This is a genomic window from Streptomyces sp. NPDC030862 (genome assembly GCF_055571835.1).
Genome location: NZ_JBVIEN010000009.1, coordinates 348,006 through 362,886 on the forward strand (window position 1 = coordinate 348,006; position 14,881 = coordinate 362,886).

Annotated in this window: 15 protein-coding genes; 7 read left to right on the plus strand and 8 right to left on the minus strand. The window is 73.3% G+C overall.

What is annotated here, in order from left to right:
• Positions 1 to 7: 7 nt before the first annotated feature.
• Positions 8 to 1,165 carry a MalY/PatB family protein gene (locus ACZ42X_RS25120; protein WP_468294242.1) on the minus strand — a complete coding sequence of 386 codons (1,158 nt, stop codon included), beginning with the start codon at positions 1,163 to 1,165 and terminating at the stop codon, positions 8 to 10.
• 178 nt (positions 1,166 to 1,343) lie between these two features.
• On the opposite strand from ACZ42X_RS25120, the gene ACZ42X_RS25125 reads away from it, so the two are divergent.
• The 3 genes from ACZ42X_RS25125 to ACZ42X_RS25135 all read left to right on the plus strand — a co-directional run bounded on the left by ACZ42X_RS25125 (position 1,344) and on the right by ACZ42X_RS25135 (position 3,942).
• Positions 1,344 to 1,751, plus strand: coding sequence for a PPOX class F420-dependent oxidoreductase (locus ACZ42X_RS25125; RefSeq protein WP_468294245.1), 408 nt, complete (start codon positions 1,344 to 1,346; stop codon positions 1,749 to 1,751).
• A 101-nt stretch (positions 1,752 to 1,852) separates the two neighbouring features.
• On the plus strand, positions 1,853 to 2,335 hold the full coding sequence (locus tag ACZ42X_RS25130) for a MarR family winged helix-turn-helix transcriptional regulator (RefSeq protein ID WP_468294249.1): 483 nt from the start codon (positions 1,853 to 1,855) through the stop codon (positions 2,333 to 2,335).
• Between the two features lie 125 nt (positions 2,336 to 2,460).
• On the plus strand, positions 2,461 to 3,942 hold the full coding sequence (locus ACZ42X_RS25135; RefSeq protein WP_468294440.1) for an MFS transporter: 1,482 nt from the start codon (positions 2,461 to 2,463) through the stop codon (positions 3,940 to 3,942).
• Here the strand turns inward: ACZ42X_RS25135 and ACZ42X_RS25140 are convergent.
• Positions 3,864 to 5,924 carry a HelD family protein gene (locus tag ACZ42X_RS25140; RefSeq protein WP_468294252.1) on the minus strand — a complete coding sequence of 687 codons (2,061 nt, stop codon included), beginning with the start codon at positions 5,922 to 5,924 and terminating at the stop codon, positions 3,864 to 3,866. The two genes, ACZ42X_RS25135 and ACZ42X_RS25140, sit on opposite strands and share 79 nt — an antisense overlap.
• Before the next feature lie 201 nt (positions 5,925 to 6,125).
• Here ACZ42X_RS25140 and ACZ42X_RS25145 point away from each other — a divergent pair, with 201 nt between their 5' ends.
• Both ACZ42X_RS25145 and ACZ42X_RS25150 read left to right on the plus strand, forming a co-directional pair.
• Positions 6,126 to 6,911, plus strand: a complete 786-nt coding sequence (locus ACZ42X_RS25145) for a cyclodityrosine synthase (protein WP_468294255.1) — start codon at positions 6,126 to 6,128, stop codon at positions 6,909 to 6,911.
• Positions 6,901 to 8,139, plus strand: a complete 1,239-nt coding sequence (locus ACZ42X_RS25150) for a cytochrome P450 (protein WP_468294258.1) — start codon at positions 6,901 to 6,903, stop codon at positions 8,137 to 8,139. The genes ACZ42X_RS25145 and ACZ42X_RS25150 overlap by 11 nt, the downstream gene beginning before the upstream one ends.
• 55 nt (positions 8,140 to 8,194) lie before the next feature.
• On the opposite strand, the gene ACZ42X_RS25155 is transcribed toward ACZ42X_RS25150, so the two are convergent.
• The gene (locus ACZ42X_RS25155) at positions 8,195 to 8,809 is read right to left on the minus strand and encodes a TetR family transcriptional regulator (RefSeq protein ID WP_468294261.1); all 615 of its coding nucleotides are present in this window, start codon (positions 8,807 to 8,809) and stop codon (positions 8,195 to 8,197) included.
• A 112-nt stretch (positions 8,810 to 8,921) separates the two neighbouring features.
• Here ACZ42X_RS25155 and ACZ42X_RS25160 point away from each other — a divergent pair, with 112 nt between their 5' ends.
• Positions 8,922 to 9,896: a zinc-binding dehydrogenase gene (locus ACZ42X_RS25160; RefSeq protein WP_468294264.1), complete on the plus strand. Its 975-nt coding sequence runs from the start codon at positions 8,922 to 8,924 to the stop codon at positions 9,894 to 9,896.
• Positions 9,897 to 9,930: 34 nt separating this feature from the next.
• Here the strand turns inward: ACZ42X_RS25160 and ACZ42X_RS25165 are convergent, their stop codons facing one another.
• The 3 genes from ACZ42X_RS25165 to ACZ42X_RS25175 form a co-directional block, all read right to left on the minus strand.
• Positions 9,931 to 11,181, minus strand: a complete 1,251-nt coding sequence (locus tag ACZ42X_RS25165) for a GNAT family N-acetyltransferase (protein WP_468294267.1) — start codon at positions 11,179 to 11,181, stop codon at positions 9,931 to 9,933.
• A 72-nt stretch (positions 11,182 to 11,253) separates the two neighbouring features.
• A complete protein-coding gene (locus tag ACZ42X_RS25170) occupies positions 11,254 to 12,228 on the minus strand; it encodes an asparaginase (RefSeq protein WP_468294270.1) in 975 nt (324 codons plus the stop codon).
• 84 nt (positions 12,229 to 12,312) lie between these two features.
• Positions 12,313 to 12,912: an RsiG family protein gene (locus ACZ42X_RS25175; RefSeq protein ID WP_468294274.1), complete on the minus strand. Its 600-nt coding sequence runs from the start codon at positions 12,910 to 12,912 to the stop codon at positions 12,313 to 12,315.
• Between the two features lie 114 nt (positions 12,913 to 13,026).
• Here ACZ42X_RS25175 and dtd point away from each other — a divergent pair, with 114 nt between their 5' ends.
• On the plus strand, positions 13,027 to 13,452 hold the full coding sequence (gene dtd, locus ACZ42X_RS25180) for a D-aminoacyl-tRNA deacylase (protein WP_468294277.1): 426 nt from the start codon (positions 13,027 to 13,029) through the stop codon (positions 13,450 to 13,452).
• Here the strand turns inward: dtd and ygfZ are convergent.
• Both ygfZ and ACZ42X_RS25190 read right to left on the minus strand, forming a co-directional pair.
• Positions 13,449 to 14,414 (minus strand): CAF17-like 4Fe-4S cluster assembly/insertion protein YgfZ, encoded by a 966-nt coding sequence (gene ygfZ, locus ACZ42X_RS25185; RefSeq protein ID WP_361417015.1) that lies wholly within the window; start codon positions 14,412 to 14,414, stop codon positions 13,449 to 13,451. The two genes, dtd and ygfZ, sit on opposite strands and share 4 nt — an antisense overlap.
• A 26-nt stretch (positions 14,415 to 14,440) precedes the next feature.
• Positions 14,441 to 14,878 carry a Fur family transcriptional regulator gene (locus ACZ42X_RS25190; RefSeq protein ID WP_468294279.1) on the minus strand — a complete coding sequence of 146 codons (438 nt, stop codon included), beginning with the start codon at positions 14,876 to 14,878 and terminating at the stop codon, positions 14,441 to 14,443.
• Between the last annotated feature and the right edge of the window lie 3 nt (positions 14,879 to 14,881).

Sequence of the window (14,881 nt, forward strand, 5' to 3'; positions counted from 1 at the left end):
GCCCGCGTCACGGCACCGCCTTCGCCATCCGCCTGACCGCCTCCGTCAGCAGGTCCGGGGACGTGGCCAGGTTCAGGCGGACGTGGCCCGCGCCGCCGGTGCCGAAGGGGAGGCCCGAGTTCAGGGCCACCCTGCCGCGGTCGAGGAACGCGGCGGCCGGGTCGTCGCCGAGGGGCAGGGCGCGGCAGTCGAGCCAGGCGAGGTAGGTGGCCTCGGCGGGGCGGTAAGTGACGGCGGGCAGGTGTTCGGCGAGCAGGTCCGCGAGCAGGCGGCGGTTGGCGGCGAGGCCCGTGTTGAGGGCGTCGAGCCAGTCGGTGGCCGAGCGCAGCGCGGCGGTGTGGGACAGGACGCCGAGGTGGCTCGGGCCGTGGCTCACCTCCTCCGGGAGGCGCGCGAGGTCGGCCGCGGCCGCCGGGCCGAAGAGGGCGATCGCCGCCTTGAGGCCCGCGAGGTTCCACGCCTTGGACGCGGACGTCAGCGCCATGGCGTTCTCGGCGCCCGGCACGCTCAGGTACGGCACGAAGGTGGCCCCCGGCTCCACCACCGGGGCGTGGATCTCGTCGACGACGACGCGCACGCCGTGGCGGGCGGCGAGCGCGGCGACCGCCGCGAGCTCGTCGGCGGTGTGCAGGGTGCCGGTCGGGTTGTGCGGGCTGCACAGCAGGTACGCGGCCCGCCGCCCGCCCGCCACCGCGCCCCGGAACGCCTCCTCCAGGACGGTGAAGTCGATGCGCAGGTCCTCGCCCAGCGGCGCCTCCGCCACCCGCCGGCCCATGTGCTCGGCGAACGCGTAGAAGGGCGGGTAGACGGGGCTGTTGACCACCACGGTGTCACCGGGCCCGGTGATCACCTTCAGCAGCTCGACCGCGCCCTGCATGACGTTGGCGACCAGCGCCGTACGTTCCACGGCGACGCCGTCCCAGCCCCATCGCCGCTCGGCGAAGTCCGCCAGCGCCTCGGCGTACCCCGTACCGGAGGCGTACCCGGTGTCGCCGAGCGCGACCGCGTCGTTGAGCGCCTGCGCGACCGGTTCGGCCAGCGGTACGTCCATCTCGGCCACCCACAGCGGCAGCACGTCCTCGGGGTAGGCGCGCCACTTGGCGCTCGTGCGGCGGCGGAGCTGGTCGAGGGTGAGCCGGGTCAGGGGGTTGGGTGTGTCGGCCATGACACCACGGTAGGACGGCCGGCGCCGATCGGCCCCCGGTGAGGGCACATTGGGCCCGCCGGGCCTCCGAACGCGGTCGAGTTCGGCCGGACCCGGTCGTGTCCGGCCGGAATTCGGCGGCGGCGTACGGGTGTTGGGGTCTACGGAGAACCGCCGGACCCCGAAGGAGCATCCGAACGTGACAGCCAGCCTCTCGGACGAGCTGAAGACGTACATCGACGAGCAGAAGGTCTTCGCGACCGTCGCGACCGTACTTCCCAACGGGCAGCCGCACCTGACGGTCGTCTGGATCAAGCGGGACGGCGAGGACCTCGTCTTCTCCACCACGGCGCAGCGCACGCAGGGCAGGAACCTCACCCGTGATCCGCGGGTCACCGTGATGATCAACCCGCCCGAGAACCCGTACACCTACGCCGCCGTGCGCGGCACCGCCACCCTCACCCCGGACACCACGGGTGAGCTGGCGGACGAGCTCTCGCTCAAGTACACGGGCCAGGACTTCGCCACGTTCATGGGCGGAAGCGCCCCCGACGGCGACCGGCTCACCGTGCGCGTGACGCCCGACAAGGTCACCGGCCGCTTCTGAACCAGCCGGTCACCACGAGACGTCCGGTTCGGAGCGAGCCGGCCGCCACCAGACGTCCAGTTTCGGATTATCCGGTACGGACCGAGTTGTACGCTGGCGGCATGACCGCCATGTCGCCAGCGCGCACCGAACCCGACCTCTCCTACCTCCTCGACCACACCAGCCACGTCCTGCGCACCCGCATGTCGGCCGCCCTCGCCGAGATCGGCCTGACGGCCCGCATGCACTGCGTCCTGGTCCACGCCCTTGAGGAGGAGCGCACCCAGATCCAGCTGGCCGAGATCGGCGACATGGACAAGACGACGATGGTCGTGACGGTGGACGCCCTGGAGAAGGCCGGCCTCGCCGAGCGCCGGCCCTCCAGCCGCGACCGGCGCGCGCGGATCATCGCCGTCACCGAGGAGGGCGCGAAGGTCGCCCGGCAGAGCCAGGCCATCGTCGACCGCGTCCACGCGGAGGCCCTCTCCTCGATCCCCGACGGGGACCGCGAGGTCCTGCTGCGCGCCCTGAACCACCTGGTCAGCGGCCACCTGGCCGAACCTGTGGAGAGCCCGCGCCCGGCCCGGCGGGCCCGTCAGGCCTGACACGCCACCACACCCCCCGTAAGCCGATCCCGAAAGAGATCGTCTGTAACAAAACTATCTGCTACGGTCACTCCCATCGTCCTCGCCGCGCCCTCGCCGCATCGACAGGAGAGACCGTCATGTCCATGACTTCTCGGGCACCCTCACGCCCCCTCGCCCTCGGCGTCATCGCCACCGGCATGCTGATGACCGTCCTCGACGGCAGCATCGTCACCGTCGCGATGCCCGCCATCCAGAGCGACCTCGGCTTCTCGCCGGCCGGCCTCAGCTGGGTCGTCAACGCCTACCTCATCGCCTTCGGCAGCCTGCTCCTGCTCGCCGGGCGGCTCGGCGACCTCATCGGCCGCAAGCGGATGTTCCTGGCGGGCACGGCGGTCTTCACCGCGGCGTCGCTGCTCGCCGGGCTCGCCACCAGCCCCGCCGTCCTGATCGCCGCCCGGTTCCTCCAGGGCGCCGGCAGCGCGATGGCCTCCGCCGTCAGCCTCGGCATCCTCGTCACGCTCTTCACCGAGCCGCGCGAACGCGCCAGGGCCATCGCCGTGTTCAGCTTCACCGGCGCGGCGGGCGCGTCGCTCGGCCAGGTCCTCGGCGGGATCCTGACCGACGCGCTCGCCTGGCACTGGATCTTCTTCATCAACCTGCCCATCGGCCTCGCCGCCCTCGCCGCCGCCGTCCCCGCCCTCCCCCGCGACCGCGGCCTCGGCCTCGCCGCCGGGGCCGACGTGATCGGCGCCCTGCTCGTCACCGGCGGCCTGATGCTGGGCATCTACACGGTCGTCAAGGTCGAGGAGTACGGCTGGACTTCGACGCCCACCCTCGGCCTCGGCGCCCTCTCCCTCGCGCTGCTCGCCGGGTTCGTCGTACGGCAGGCCGCCGCGGCGCAGCCGCTGATGCCGCTGCGCATCCTCCGCTCGCGCAGCGTCGTCGGCGCCAACCTCGTCCAGGTCCTCATGGTGGCCGCGCTGTTCTCCTTCCAGATCCTCGTGGCGCTCTACCTCCAGAAGGTGCTCGGGTACGGCGCCGCCGCGACCGGTCTCGCCATGCTGCCCGCCGCCGCGGTCATCGGCGCGGTGTCGCTGGGCGTCTCCGCCCGCCTCAACGCCCGCTTCGGCGAGCGCACGGTCCTGCTGGTGGGCCTGGGCCTGCTGCTCGGCGTCCTCGGGCTGCTGGCCCGCGTCCCCGTACACGCCGACTACGTGACCGACCTGCTGCCCGTGATGCTGCTGGCGGCCGGGTTCGGGCTCGCGCTGCCCGCGCTCACGACGCTCGGCATGTCGGACGCGGGCGAGGACGACGCGGGTCTGGCCTCCGGGCTGTTCACCACCACGCAGCAGATCGGCATGGCGCTCGGCGTCGCCGTCCTCTCCACCCTGGCCGCCTCCCGCACCGAGGGCCTGCTCTCGGCCGGCACGCCCCAGGCCGAGGCGCTGACCAGCGGCTACCGGCTGGCCTTCACCGTCGGCGCGGGGCTGATCGTCGCCGCCCTCGCCGTCGCGGTCCTGGTGCTGCGCACAGCGCCGCGCGCGCCTCAGGCCCGCAGCGCGGCCGGCAGCTCGCCGGAGTACAGGACGTCGAGCCGGGAGACCGCGCGCGTGAGCGCCACGTAGAGCCGGTGGACCCCTCGGGGCTCGGCCGCCACGATCTCGGCGGGTTCGGCCACGACGACGTGGTCGAACTCCAGGCCCTTCACGAGCGCCGCGGGCAGCACCGTCACCCGCGGCACCGCCACCCCCGCATCCGCCGCCTCCGCGTCCACGACCCCGCCGTCCGCCGCCGCAACCCCCGCGTCCGCCACCCCCGCGCTCGCCAGTGCGCCCCGCAGCAGCTCGGCCGTCGGCCCGGCGGCGATCACGCCGACCGAGCCCTCGCGGCCGAGCGCCGCCCGTACGGCCTCGACCACCGCGGCCGCGAGGGACCCCCGCTCCACCCGGCGTACCGCCACCTCGCCCCCCGGCCGCATGGCCCGGGGGCGCGGTACGTCGACGTCCAAGGCGCCCAGCAGCCGGTTCGCGAGCTCCACGACGGCCTCCGGGACGCGGTAGCCGGCCGTGAGCGGGACCACCTCGGCGGACGGCCGGCCCAGGTGCGCGAGCTGCTCCGGCCACCTGCGGGCGGCCCACGGCGTGGTGCCCTGCGCCAGGTCGCCGAGCACCGTCAGGGAGCCGAAGCCGGCGCGGCGCGCGATGGCGCGGCACTGCATCGGCGAGAGGTCCTGCGCCTCGTCGACGACGATGTGGCCGTAGCCTTCGGGGCGTTCGACGAGCCCGGCGAGTTCGTCCAGGAGCACCAGGTCCGCCGCCGTCCACCGCGCCGAGCGGTACGAACGCGGCGCCCGCGGCCACCGGATCGCCGCCCGCTCCTCCCCCGACAGCGCCTCGTCGCACGGATCGGCCAGCAGCCCGGCCAGCACCTCCTCCGGCGTCACCTTCGGCCAGCACGCGTCCACGAGCGCCGTCACCGCCCGCGCCCGCTCCACCTTCCGCACCCACGCACCGCCCCGCGGCCCGGCACGCCGCTCGGCCTGCTCCTGGATCGCCCGCACCACCCGGCTCCGCAGCCGCTCACGCCCCACGGCGTAGGGGGGCTCCTCGGCGCGTACGCCGGCGACGAGCCGCTCCAGCTCGTCCAGCGGCACGCGCCACCGGTACGAGCCGTCGGGAACCACCAACGGCTCGGCCGGCGCGCCGACCCTCGCGTACAGCGCCCGGCGCAGCACCCCCGCCATGCGCGCGTCGTGCTTGACGGCCTCCGCCTCCGGCGTGTCGTACGCCCGGACCTCGTGGCCCCGCGCGATCTCGTCCTCGACCGTCGACTGCCGTACGTCCCCCTCGCCGAGCGCGGGCAGCACCTCGGAGATGTACGTCAGGAACGTGCGGTTCGGCCCGAGGACCAGCAGGCCGCCGCGGTGGATGCGCCGCGGGTGGGTGTAGAGCAGGTACGCGGCCCGGTGCAGTCCGACGGCGGTCTTGCCGGTGCCCGGCGCGCCCTGCACGCAGAGGGAGAGGGCCAGGTCGGCCCGTACGAGATCGTCCTGTTCGGGCTGGATGGTGGCGGCGATGTCCCGCATAGGCCCGACGCGGGGCCGCTCGATCTCCCCGGCGAGGATCGCCCCAGAGAGAGCCTCCCCGGCGAGGGCCTCCCCGGCCGTCAGGTGCTCGTCCTCCAGGGCGGTGAGGTCCGCCGAGTCGCCGTCGCTGTACGGGGCCCAGCCGAACCGCCGCCGTACCCGTACGCCCTGGGGATCGCGGGCGCTCGCTTGGTAGAAGGCGCGCGCGACGGGGGCGCGCCAGTCGATGACGAGCGGCGGGGAGGCGGGGTGCTCGGCGATGCGGCGGCGGCCTATGTGGTGGCACTGCCCGTCCGCGTGGTCGAGCCGGCCGAAGAAGAGCGGGCCCGGCCGCTCCTCACGCAACCGCTTTGCATGGCTGCGGAGTTGGTAGCCGAGCGCTTCGGCGTCGGCGCCGGAGGCGGAGACGTCCTCGCCGGTGACGACGTGGCGTTCGGCACCTTCGGCCATCCGGACGAGGGCGGCGCGGCAGGTGTCGTGGTGGGCCCGTTCCTTGCTCAGTTCAGCGTCGAGTGAGGTCATTCCCCCAAGAATAACGTAACCGAGTAAAGGAATTTACCGACTCTCAAGATGGCGGAACGATGAATTCCAGCCGACCTTGAATCAACGCCTCCGGGTGCTCGTTGACACTCTCCGTATCCGGAAGCTAACTTCGCGGCGTCGTCGCCACACCAGGAGCACGAGGCTCCTCAGGGACTAGCGACGCGAAGGACTCCTTCCCAGTTGACGACTGAGACCGTCTTCGAGATCCAGCCCTTCACCCCTCCGGACACCGCCGCCGGACTGTTCACCGTCCGGCCCTACACAGCCCACTGCCAGGTGATATGCGCCGAGGGCGCCCACGCCGTGATCGGCGTTTCACCCGGCAACAGCTACTTCTCCGCCCAGCGCGTCATCGACCTGGCCCGCTGGGGCATGGCCCACTTCGAGCAAGTGGACTTCGTCTACACGGACATGCACGTCGCCGAGATGTACGAGGCGTCCGGCTACACCGCCGAGGACGCCCGCCGCAAGGCCGTGAAGAACCTGCGCGGCGTACGGGCCAAAGTGACCAACGCCGTCGCCACCGTCGACCCCGACGGCACCCGGCTGCGCGCCCACCCCATGTCGGCGTTCCTGGACAACCCCGCGTACCGCGAGATCCGGGACCATCTCCAGGACCGGCTCGACACGGACCCGGACTTCCGCAAGACCTGCGACGCCCTCGTGGACACCTTCCTCTCCTCCAAGGTCCTGGACGGGAAGGCCCCCACGGAGCGGCAGCGCGAGGTGTGCGTGGAGTACGTCTGCGCCGAAGCCCCGCTCTTCCTCGACACGCCCGCCATCCTGGGCGTGCCGTCCTCCCTCAACTGCTACCACCAGCTGCTGCCGATGGCCGAGTTGCTCTACTCGCGCGGCTCCGGTCTGCGCGCCTCCCGCAACCAGGGCCACGCCATCGTCACGCCCGCCGAACACCCCCAGCCGACCTCTCCCGCACAGCGCGCCGAAGGAGACTCCGATGTCCGTTGAGACCCTGCACGACGAGCTGCGTGACGACCGTGGACACCGTGACGACCTGCCCGATGAGCTCCCCGACTTCCCCTTCTCCTGGCGCGGCGACCAACTCCCCGACGAGATAGAGCTGTTGCGCAAGGAGCCCGTGAAGCGGGTACGGACCATCGCCGGCGACCCGGCCTGGCTGGTGTCGTCCCACGCCCTGTGCAAGCAGGTCCTGGAGGACCCGCGGTTCAGCCTGGCGGAGACCTCGGCTCCCGGCGTCCCCCGCCAGTACGCCCTGACGATCCCGCCGGAAGTCGTCAACAACATGGGCAACATCACCGGCGCCGGGCTGCGCAAGGCCGTGCTCAAGGCGCTCAACCCCAAGGCCCCGGGCCTGGTGGAGTGGATGCGGTCGACCGCCGCCGACCTGGTCGACCGCGCCATGGCCGAAGGCGCCCCCGCCGACCTGCGCGGCCAGTTCGCGGACCCCTATTCGGCGGCCATGCACTGCCACATCCTCGGCATCCCGCAGGCGGACGCGCCCCGCCTGATGAGGAGCCTGGACATCGCGTTCATGAACTCGGCCTGCCCCGTCACGGGCGCCAAGCTCAACTGGGACCGCGACATGGCGTACATGGTCGAGCGGCTCGACGACCCGTCGACGACGGGCCTGATGGCCGAACTCGCGGCGCTGCGCGAGGACCCGGAGTACGACCACCTCACCGACGAGATGCTGGCGACCGTCGGCGTGACCATGTTCGGCGCGGGCGTCATCTCCACCGCCGGCTTCCTCACCATGGCCCTGGTCTCGCTCATCCAGCACCCGGAGCTGAAGGCCGAACTCCTCGAGGACCGCACCAAGATCCCGGCGGCCGTCGACGAGCTGCTCCGGATCAACCTCTCCATCGGCGACGGGCTGCCGCGCCTCGCCCTGGAGGACGTCACCCTCGGGGACGTCGAGGTGAAGAAGGGCGAGCTGCTCCTCGTCCTCGTCGAGGGCGCCAACTTCGACCCCGAGGTGTTCCGCGACCCGCACACCGTGGACCTCACCCGCGAGAACAACACCGCGCACCTCTCCTTCGGCGGCGGCCGGCACTACTGCCCGGCCACCGCGCTGGGCAAGAAGCACGCGGAGATCGCCCTGGAGACGCTGCTCGACAAGATGCCGGACCTCCAGCTGGCCGTCCCCATCGCCCAGCTCGTCTGGCGGACCGGCTTCATGAAGCGCATCCCGGAGCGCCTCCCCGTGATGTGGTAGCCGCCGCGAGGCGGCGTGCCGCCGTCACTCCGCGAGGCGTCACTCCGCGAGACCGTCACCCCGCAAGGCCGCCGCGCAGCTGCCGGAAGGCCAGCTCCGCGGCGGCCACCGCGTCCGGCTCCACCGCGTCGGCACTCGCCCCCGCCGCGATCCGCCGCCAGTTCTCCTCCGCCAGGACCCGCTGTACGGCGACGACCTGGCCCGCCGCGAGCCGCGCCGCCACCCCGGCGCCGAGCACCGGGCCCAGCGCCGCCGCCAACTCGGCCTCGGCCGCGCCCTGGTACGCGTACAACCGCGCCACCAGGCTCGGCGTCCCGTACAGCAGCCGGTGGAAGGCGAGCACCGACGGCTCGTCGCACAGCCCGGTCACCGGGTCGCGACGCGCGAGCCCGTCCAGGAAGTGCCGCTCGAGCGCACCGAGCGGATCGACGCCCCGGGGCCGCTCGCGGACGACGCGCGCCGCCTCGTCCCGGTGGTCGGCGAACCGGTGCAGGACCAGGTCCTCCTTGGCGGGGAAGTACCGGAACAGCGTCGGCTTCGACACCTCCGCCGCCGCCGCGACCTCCGCGACCGAGACCCGGTCGAAGCCCTTGTCGAGGAAGAGCGCGATCGCCGCCTCCGAGATCGCCTCGTACGTCTGCCGCTTCTTCCGCTCCCGCAACCCGCTCATGCGGACGAGCCTACGCACCCGGCTTGACCTCACGTCCGCTTGAGGTCCGAGACTCGTGATCGCGGGCCCCGGACGGACCGGAACAGGCCCGCGACGACAGGGGGTGAAGGCCATGCGCGTGGCACAGGTGAAGGCGTTCGGAGGCCCGGAGGTCCTGGTCCCGGCCGATGTCCCGGAGCCGGTGCCCGGTCCCGGCCAGGTGCTCGTGGCCGTGTCAGCGGTCGACACGATCTTCCTGGAGACCCAGCTGCGATCCGGCTGGGGCGGCGAGTACTTCACCCTCGAACCGCCGTACGTCCCGGGCGGCGGCATCGCCGGTACGGTACGGGCCGTCGGCGCGGGCGTCGACGGGGAGGCGTGGCTCGGACGCCGTGTGATCGCCTCCCTCGGCTACACCGGCGGCTACGCGGAGCGGGCCGTCGCCGCCGTCGACGCGCTGGTCCCCATCCCCGACGGGCTCTCCTTCACCGACGCCGCCGCCCTGGTCCACGACGGCGTCACCGCGACCGCACTGCTCGACGCGACGGGCCTCACGGCCGACGAGAGCGTGCTGGTCGTGGGCGCGTCCGGCGGGATGGGCACCGTACTGGTCCAGCTGGCGAAGGCGGCGGGCGCCCGCGTCGTCGGCACCGCGCGCGGCGGGCGGAAGGCCGCGCTCGTCCGGGACCTGGGCGCCGACGCGGTCGTCGACGCGGGCGCCCCCGGCTGGGTGGACCGCGCCCGCGAGGCGCTCGGCGCCCGGGGCGCGGACGTGGTCCTGGACGGCGTGGGCGGCCCGGTGGGCCTGGCGGCGTTCGCGCTCGTCGCCGACGGCGGGCGCTTCTCCGCGCACGGCGCGCCGACCGGCGGCTTCGCCGAGGTGGACCCGCGCGAGGCCGAGCGCCGGAGCGTACGGCTGCTGGGCATCGGCGACGTACAGCTGGCGCCCGACGCCTACACCGCGCTGGCCGGCCGGGCGCTCACCGAGGCGGCCGCGGGGCGGCTGCGGCCGGTCATCGGCGGCGCCTTCCCGCTGGAACGGGCGGCGGACGCCCACGTGGCGATCGAGAACCGGAGCCTGCTCGGCAAGGTGGTGCTCACCACCTGACACGGCACGGAAAGCAGCAGGCTCAAGATCAGGTTCAGAACTCGTCCGGGCACCACGGCCGCCGCGACGTGCGCAGCAGCAGGTCCGCCCGGGCCGCCGCGCCCGGGGTGGACTCCTCCACCCGGCCCAGCGCGGCGAGCCGCACCGCCGACTCGTCGCCCAGGTACAACGTGGCCAGCTCCGCGATGTCCATCGTCAGGTCGGCCGGGGCGCCCGTCGGGGCGCAGGCCGCCCCCTCCGGCGAGGCGTCCAGCCGGTAGCGGCCGCCCGCGAGACCCGCCGCGTCCCGCAGGTCCAGCACGAGGCTGCCGGAGGTGCCGTACGTCCGCGCCTCCAGGGCCCGTACGACATCGAGGATCCGCACCCACAGGTAGTCGGCGTACGTCGTGACGCGCGCGGCGCGCGGGTCCGGCAGCAGCAGGGGGAGCAGGTCGTCCGGGGCGCGGTAGCCGCTCTTGACCGTGGTGATCCAGTCGATGGAGCAGACGAACCGCCACAGGGCGCGCTCGGCGGCCGGGGTGAGCGCCATCAGCTCGCGCACGGTGGCGGTGTTCATCGGCTGCTTGCCGGCGTCCCAGTGGTCGTCGCAGGAGTAGACCGCGTACCCCTCCACCTCACCGGAGGGCGAGCGGTACACGACGTGGAACGGCTCGGTGTACGGGGATCCGTCCGGCCGCGGAAGAGCGCCCGTGCGCAGCAGCCAGTCCCGCTCGCTCCGGCTGACCACGCCGTGCCGCACGGCCCGTACCCGGTGGTGCAGGTCGGGCCCGAGCTTGCCGAACTCGGACGCGTCGATCAGGTCGATGCGCCCGCCGTCCTCCGGACCGGACCAGCGCGGGTCGAGGCCGGCGCGCCGTACGTCGACGGTCCACTCGGTGAGCGAGGCGGCCGGGCCGTAGCCGTACCGCCCGTAGATGGGGTACTCGGCGGCGATCAGCGTGGAGACGACCTCGCCCCGCTCCTTGGCCGCCCTGAGCTCGGTGTCCACCAGGCGGCTGAGCAGTCCCCGGCGCCGGTGCGTCGGCGAGACGGTCACCTGGCTCACGGCGCACGCCGGGACCGGGGCGCCGCCCGGGACGGTGAGCTCCTGGGCGAACGACCGGAAGGTGGCGACACAGCGCCCGGCCTCGAACGCGCCGCGCGTGCGCGCCAGGTCCATGTGCGGCAGGCGGCGCTCCGCCTCGCCCTCCGGCACCCTGGGCGACACCAGGAAGCCGGTGCGCAGGGCGCGCAGCCAGTCGGGGAACTCGGACTCGGTGACGGCACGGACCTCGACGCTGCTCATGGCCGCCACGCTAGGCGGCCGCCCCCGCACCCGGCATCCGGTTTTCGCGGGGCCCGCCCAGCCCTGGGCCCCTCAGAACGCGGCGCGTACCGCCCCGACCCGCTCGCCCCCGCCCAGCAGCGGCGCGTCCGCGATCCGCGCGAGCACGGGCGCGGTCTCGGCGTCCAGGCCCAGCAGCTCCAGGCCGCGCGCCAGGACCGGGCCCATCGCGCGCGCCGAGCCGTCGTCGATCTTGAAGGCGAGGGCGCGGCCGTTCGCCAGGGCCACCGCCTGCACGGCCTCGGCGCCCATCTTGGACAGCGTGCCGGGCACCTCCCGCATCAGCCAGGTGTCCGGCCGCCGGGTCCCCGCCACGTACTCGGGGTGCGCGCGCATCGCGTCCGCGACCCGCCGCTGCGGCGTGCCGGGCTCGGCGAGCACGTACGAGCGGAACGCGCGGGCCAGCCCCACCAGGCTGATCGCCATCAGCGGCGCGCCGCACCCGTCGGTGCCGACCGTGTCGACGGTCTCGCCCGAGGCCGCCTCGACCTCGGAGTGGACCAGGCGCTGGAGGGGGTGCGCGGGGTCCAGGTAGCCGACCGGGTCCCAACCGTTCTGCGCGCAGGCGGCGAGCATCGCGGTGTGCTTGCCGGAGCAGTTCATGGTGATCCGCTCCCGGACCCGCCCGGAGCCCAGGTACGCCTCCGCCTCCGCCGGGTCGAGGGGCAGGTCGGGCGGCGTCTGGAGGTCGGCCTCGGTGAGCCCGTACTCGGCGAGCATCTTGCGTACGAGGTCGAGGTGGAACGGTTCGCCGGAGTGGCTCGCGGCGGCCAGGGCCAGCCGCTCCCCGCTCAGGTCGAGCCCGGCACGCAGCAGCGCGGCGGCCTGCATGGGCTTGTTCGACGAGCGCGGGAAGACCGGCGCCGTCACGTTCCCGGCCGTGAACTCGATGGTGCCGTCCTCGGCCAGCACCACCAGCGACCCCCGATGGTGGCCCTCGACGAAGCCCGACCGGACGACTTCGGCGAGGACCGGAGGTATGGAGGCGTTGGCGGAGGTGGAGGTCATGACGGTGGCCTTCCGGAACGGAACGAGACCCGCGGAGCCGCGAGCCCGCGTCGAGGCTCCTGGGCGGAGACCCGGCCGAGAGCCTCAGCTGAGCAGGTCGTCTACTTGTGCTTCGCCTTCACGGTACCTGCGGGCGATCTCGGCGCTGCAATCGTCGGCGGTCCGCTGGAGCTGCTGCCGGCGCCGGGACACCTGTTGTTCGTAGCGTTCCAGACGTCCCATCGCGGCGCGCAGCTCTTCGTCCGTTCGGGCGGTCAGGTCCGACAGCTCGACGTCGGCGAGCATCTCGGCGGCCAGCCGCCGGTACGTCTCGCCGCGCGGCGTGGAGACCGTGACGTGGCGGACGGAGGAGCGGTGCCGCGAGGGGGTGTCGGCGAGGATCTCGGAGAGCCGGTCCACCACCGGCACCTGCGCACCGCCCCGCCGCGCGAGCTCGGCCCGCAGGATGTCGATCCGGCCCTGGAGCAGCCGTCGTACGTAGCTGAGGTCGGCCTCGTCGCCGTGCGCGTCGCGCCGCAGGGCGCGCAGCTCCGGCAGGCGCAGCGCCTTCAGGTCGTGGGGCCCCATCTCCGGCAGGACGGACTCGGCCGGGGTGCGCGGCCCCGGCGGCCGGAGGTGGACCTGGTGGACCTGGTGTACGGCATGCGGTGGCGTTGGCGTCTGCCCGGCGCCCGATGTGCTCATGGTGATCCGTCCCCTCGACCGGTGCGCAGCCGCACCGCCTGACACGCATGGTGCCACTCCCGCATGCGATGTGCAGGTGCACTGCACCCGTTCGGCCCCGTTACGTTGGTACGCATGCGTGCAGTGGTGCAGAGGGTCGACGGCGCGAAGGTCGTCGTCGCGGGTGAGACCGTCGGCGAGATCGTCGGCGAGGGGTTGTGCGTGCTGGTGGGGGTCACCCACGAGGACACCAGGGAGAAGGCGGCCCAGCTGGCCCGCAAGCTGTGGTCGGTGCGGATCCTGGAGGGCGAGAAGTCCTGCTCGGACGTGAACGCGCCGCTGCTGGTGATCTCGCAGTTCACCCTCTACGGGGACGCCCGCAAGGGCCGGCGCCCGACCTGGAACGCGGCGGCGCCGGGCGAGGTGGCCGAGCCGCTGGTGGACGAGGTGGTGGCGCGGCTGCGGGAGCTGGGCGCGCGGGTGGAGACGGGCCGGTTCGGAGCGGACATGCGGGTCTCGCTCACGAACCACGGCCCGTTCACCGTGATCATCGACGTCTAGGGCTCGACGACGGTCTCCTGAGCGGCCGCGGTGTTCCCGGCCAGCAGTTCGGCGTCCACCGGTACGTTGCGCTTGACCAGCGCGAGCGCGATCGGCCCGAGCTCGTGGTGGCGTACGGCGGTGGTGACGAAGCCCAGCTGGCGGCCCTCCTCCCCGTCGGCCTTCAGCCGGATGGGCGTACCGGGCGCGGGCAGGTGCACCTCGCTGCCGTCCAGGTGCAGGAAGACCAGCCGGCGCGGCGGCTTCCCCAGGTTGTGGACGCGCGCCACGGTCTCCTGGCCGCGGTAGCAGCCCTTCTGGAGGTGGACGGCCGTGCCGATCAGGCCGACCTCGTGCGGGATGGTCCGGTGGTCGGTCTCGAAACCGAGGCGCGGGCGGTGCTCCTCCACGCGCAGCGCCTCGTACGCCCAGATCCCGGCGAGCGGGCCGTGCCCGGCGGCGTACGCCTCCAGCTCGGCGCGCGGCAGGAACAGGTCCCGGCCGTGCGAGGTCTCCCGTACGACGACCCCGTCCGGCACCTCGGCGATCGAGCCGGCCGGGAGGTGGACGACGGCGACGTCGGCGGTCCGGTCGGCCACCTCGACGCGGTAGAAGAACTTCATCGACTCCAGGTAGCCGATGAGCGCCTCCTGCGTGCCGGGTTCGACGTGCGCCCAGACCGTCTCGCCGTCGTCGACCAGGTACAGCGCGTGTTCGATGTGCCCGTGGGCGGAGAGGATCAGCGCCTCGGTGGCGTGTCCGGCCGGGAGCTCGCTGACGTGCTGGGTGAGCAGCAGGTGCAGCCAGCTGAGCCGGTCTGCGCCGCTGACGGTGACGACGCCGCGGTGGCTGAGGTCCACCATGCCTTTGCCGTCGGCGAGGGCGCGCTGCTCACGGAACAGGTCGCCGTAGTGCGCGGCGACCCCTTCGTCGCGTCCCTCGGCGGGCACCGCGCCGGGCAGGGACAGGAGAGGGCTCTTCATGGCAGCAAGCCTACGACCCGTACGTCCTACGACCCGTTGGTCGTACGTTTCGCCGTGCAGTCCCGGCACCGCCCGAAGATCGCGAAGTGCTTCAGGTCGGTGTCGAAACCGAACGTCTCGCGCAGCTTCCCGGTGAACTCCGCGGCCACCGACACGTCCGCCTCGATGACCTCCGTGCAGTCCCGGCACACCAGGTGCAGGTGGTGGTGGCGGTCGGCCAGGTGGTACGTCGGGGCGCCGTGCCCGAGGTGGGCGTGGCTGACCAGGCCCAGCTCCTCCAGCAGCTCCAGCGTCCGGTAGACGGTGGAGATGTTCACCCCGGAGGCGGTCTTGCGGACCTCGGTGAGGATGTCGTCGGGCGTCGCGTGCCCCAGCGCGTCCACCGCTTCCAGGACAAGCTGGCGCTGGGGAGTCAGCCGGTAACCGCGCTCCCGCAGATCGCTCTTCCAGTCGGTGCTCACCACGCG

Excerpts from the sequence above, each read along its gene's own strand:
- ACZ42X_RS25120 (WP_468294242.1), bottom strand. The coding sequence starts at position 1,165 with ATGGCCGACACACCCAACCCCCTGACCCGGCTCACCCTCGACCAGCTC.
- ACZ42X_RS25140 (WP_468294252.1), bottom strand. The coding sequence starts at position 5,924 with ATGACCTCACTCGACGCTGAACTGAGCAAGGAACGGGCCCACCACGAC.
- ACZ42X_RS25155 (WP_468294261.1), bottom strand. The coding sequence starts at position 8,809 with ATGAGCGGGTTGCGGGAGCGGAAGAAGCGGCAGACGTACGAGGCGATC.
- ACZ42X_RS25135 (WP_468294440.1), top strand. The coding sequence starts at position 2,461 with ATGACTTCTCGGGCACCCTCACGCCCCCTCGCCCTCGGCGTCATCGCC.
- dtd (WP_468294277.1), top strand. The coding sequence starts at position 13,027 with ATGCGTGCAGTGGTGCAGAGGGTCGACGGCGCGAAGGTCGTCGTCGCG.
- ACZ42X_RS25175 (WP_468294274.1), bottom strand. The coding sequence starts at position 12,912 with ATGAGCACATCGGGCGCCGGGCAGACGCCAACGCCACCGCATGCCGTA.
- ygfZ (WP_361417015.1), bottom strand. The coding sequence starts at position 14,414 with ATGAAGAGCCCTCTCCTGTCCCTGCCCGGCGCGGTGCCCGCCGAGGGA.
- ACZ42X_RS25160 (WP_468294264.1), top strand. The coding sequence starts at position 8,922 with ATGCGCGTGGCACAGGTGAAGGCGTTCGGAGGCCCGGAGGTCCTGGTC.
- ACZ42X_RS25150 (WP_468294258.1), top strand. The coding sequence starts at position 6,901 with ATGTCCGTTGAGACCCTGCACGACGAGCTGCGTGACGACCGTGGACAC.
- ACZ42X_RS25130 (WP_468294249.1), top strand. The coding sequence starts at position 1,853 with ATGACCGCCATGTCGCCAGCGCGCACCGAACCCGACCTCTCCTACCTC.
- ACZ42X_RS25165 (WP_468294267.1), bottom strand. The coding sequence starts at position 11,181 with ATGAGCAGCGTCGAGGTCCGTGCCGTCACCGAGTCCGAGTTCCCCGAC.
- ACZ42X_RS25170 (WP_468294270.1), bottom strand. The coding sequence starts at position 12,228 with ATGACCTCCACCTCCGCCAACGCCTCCATACCTCCGGTCCTCGCCGAA.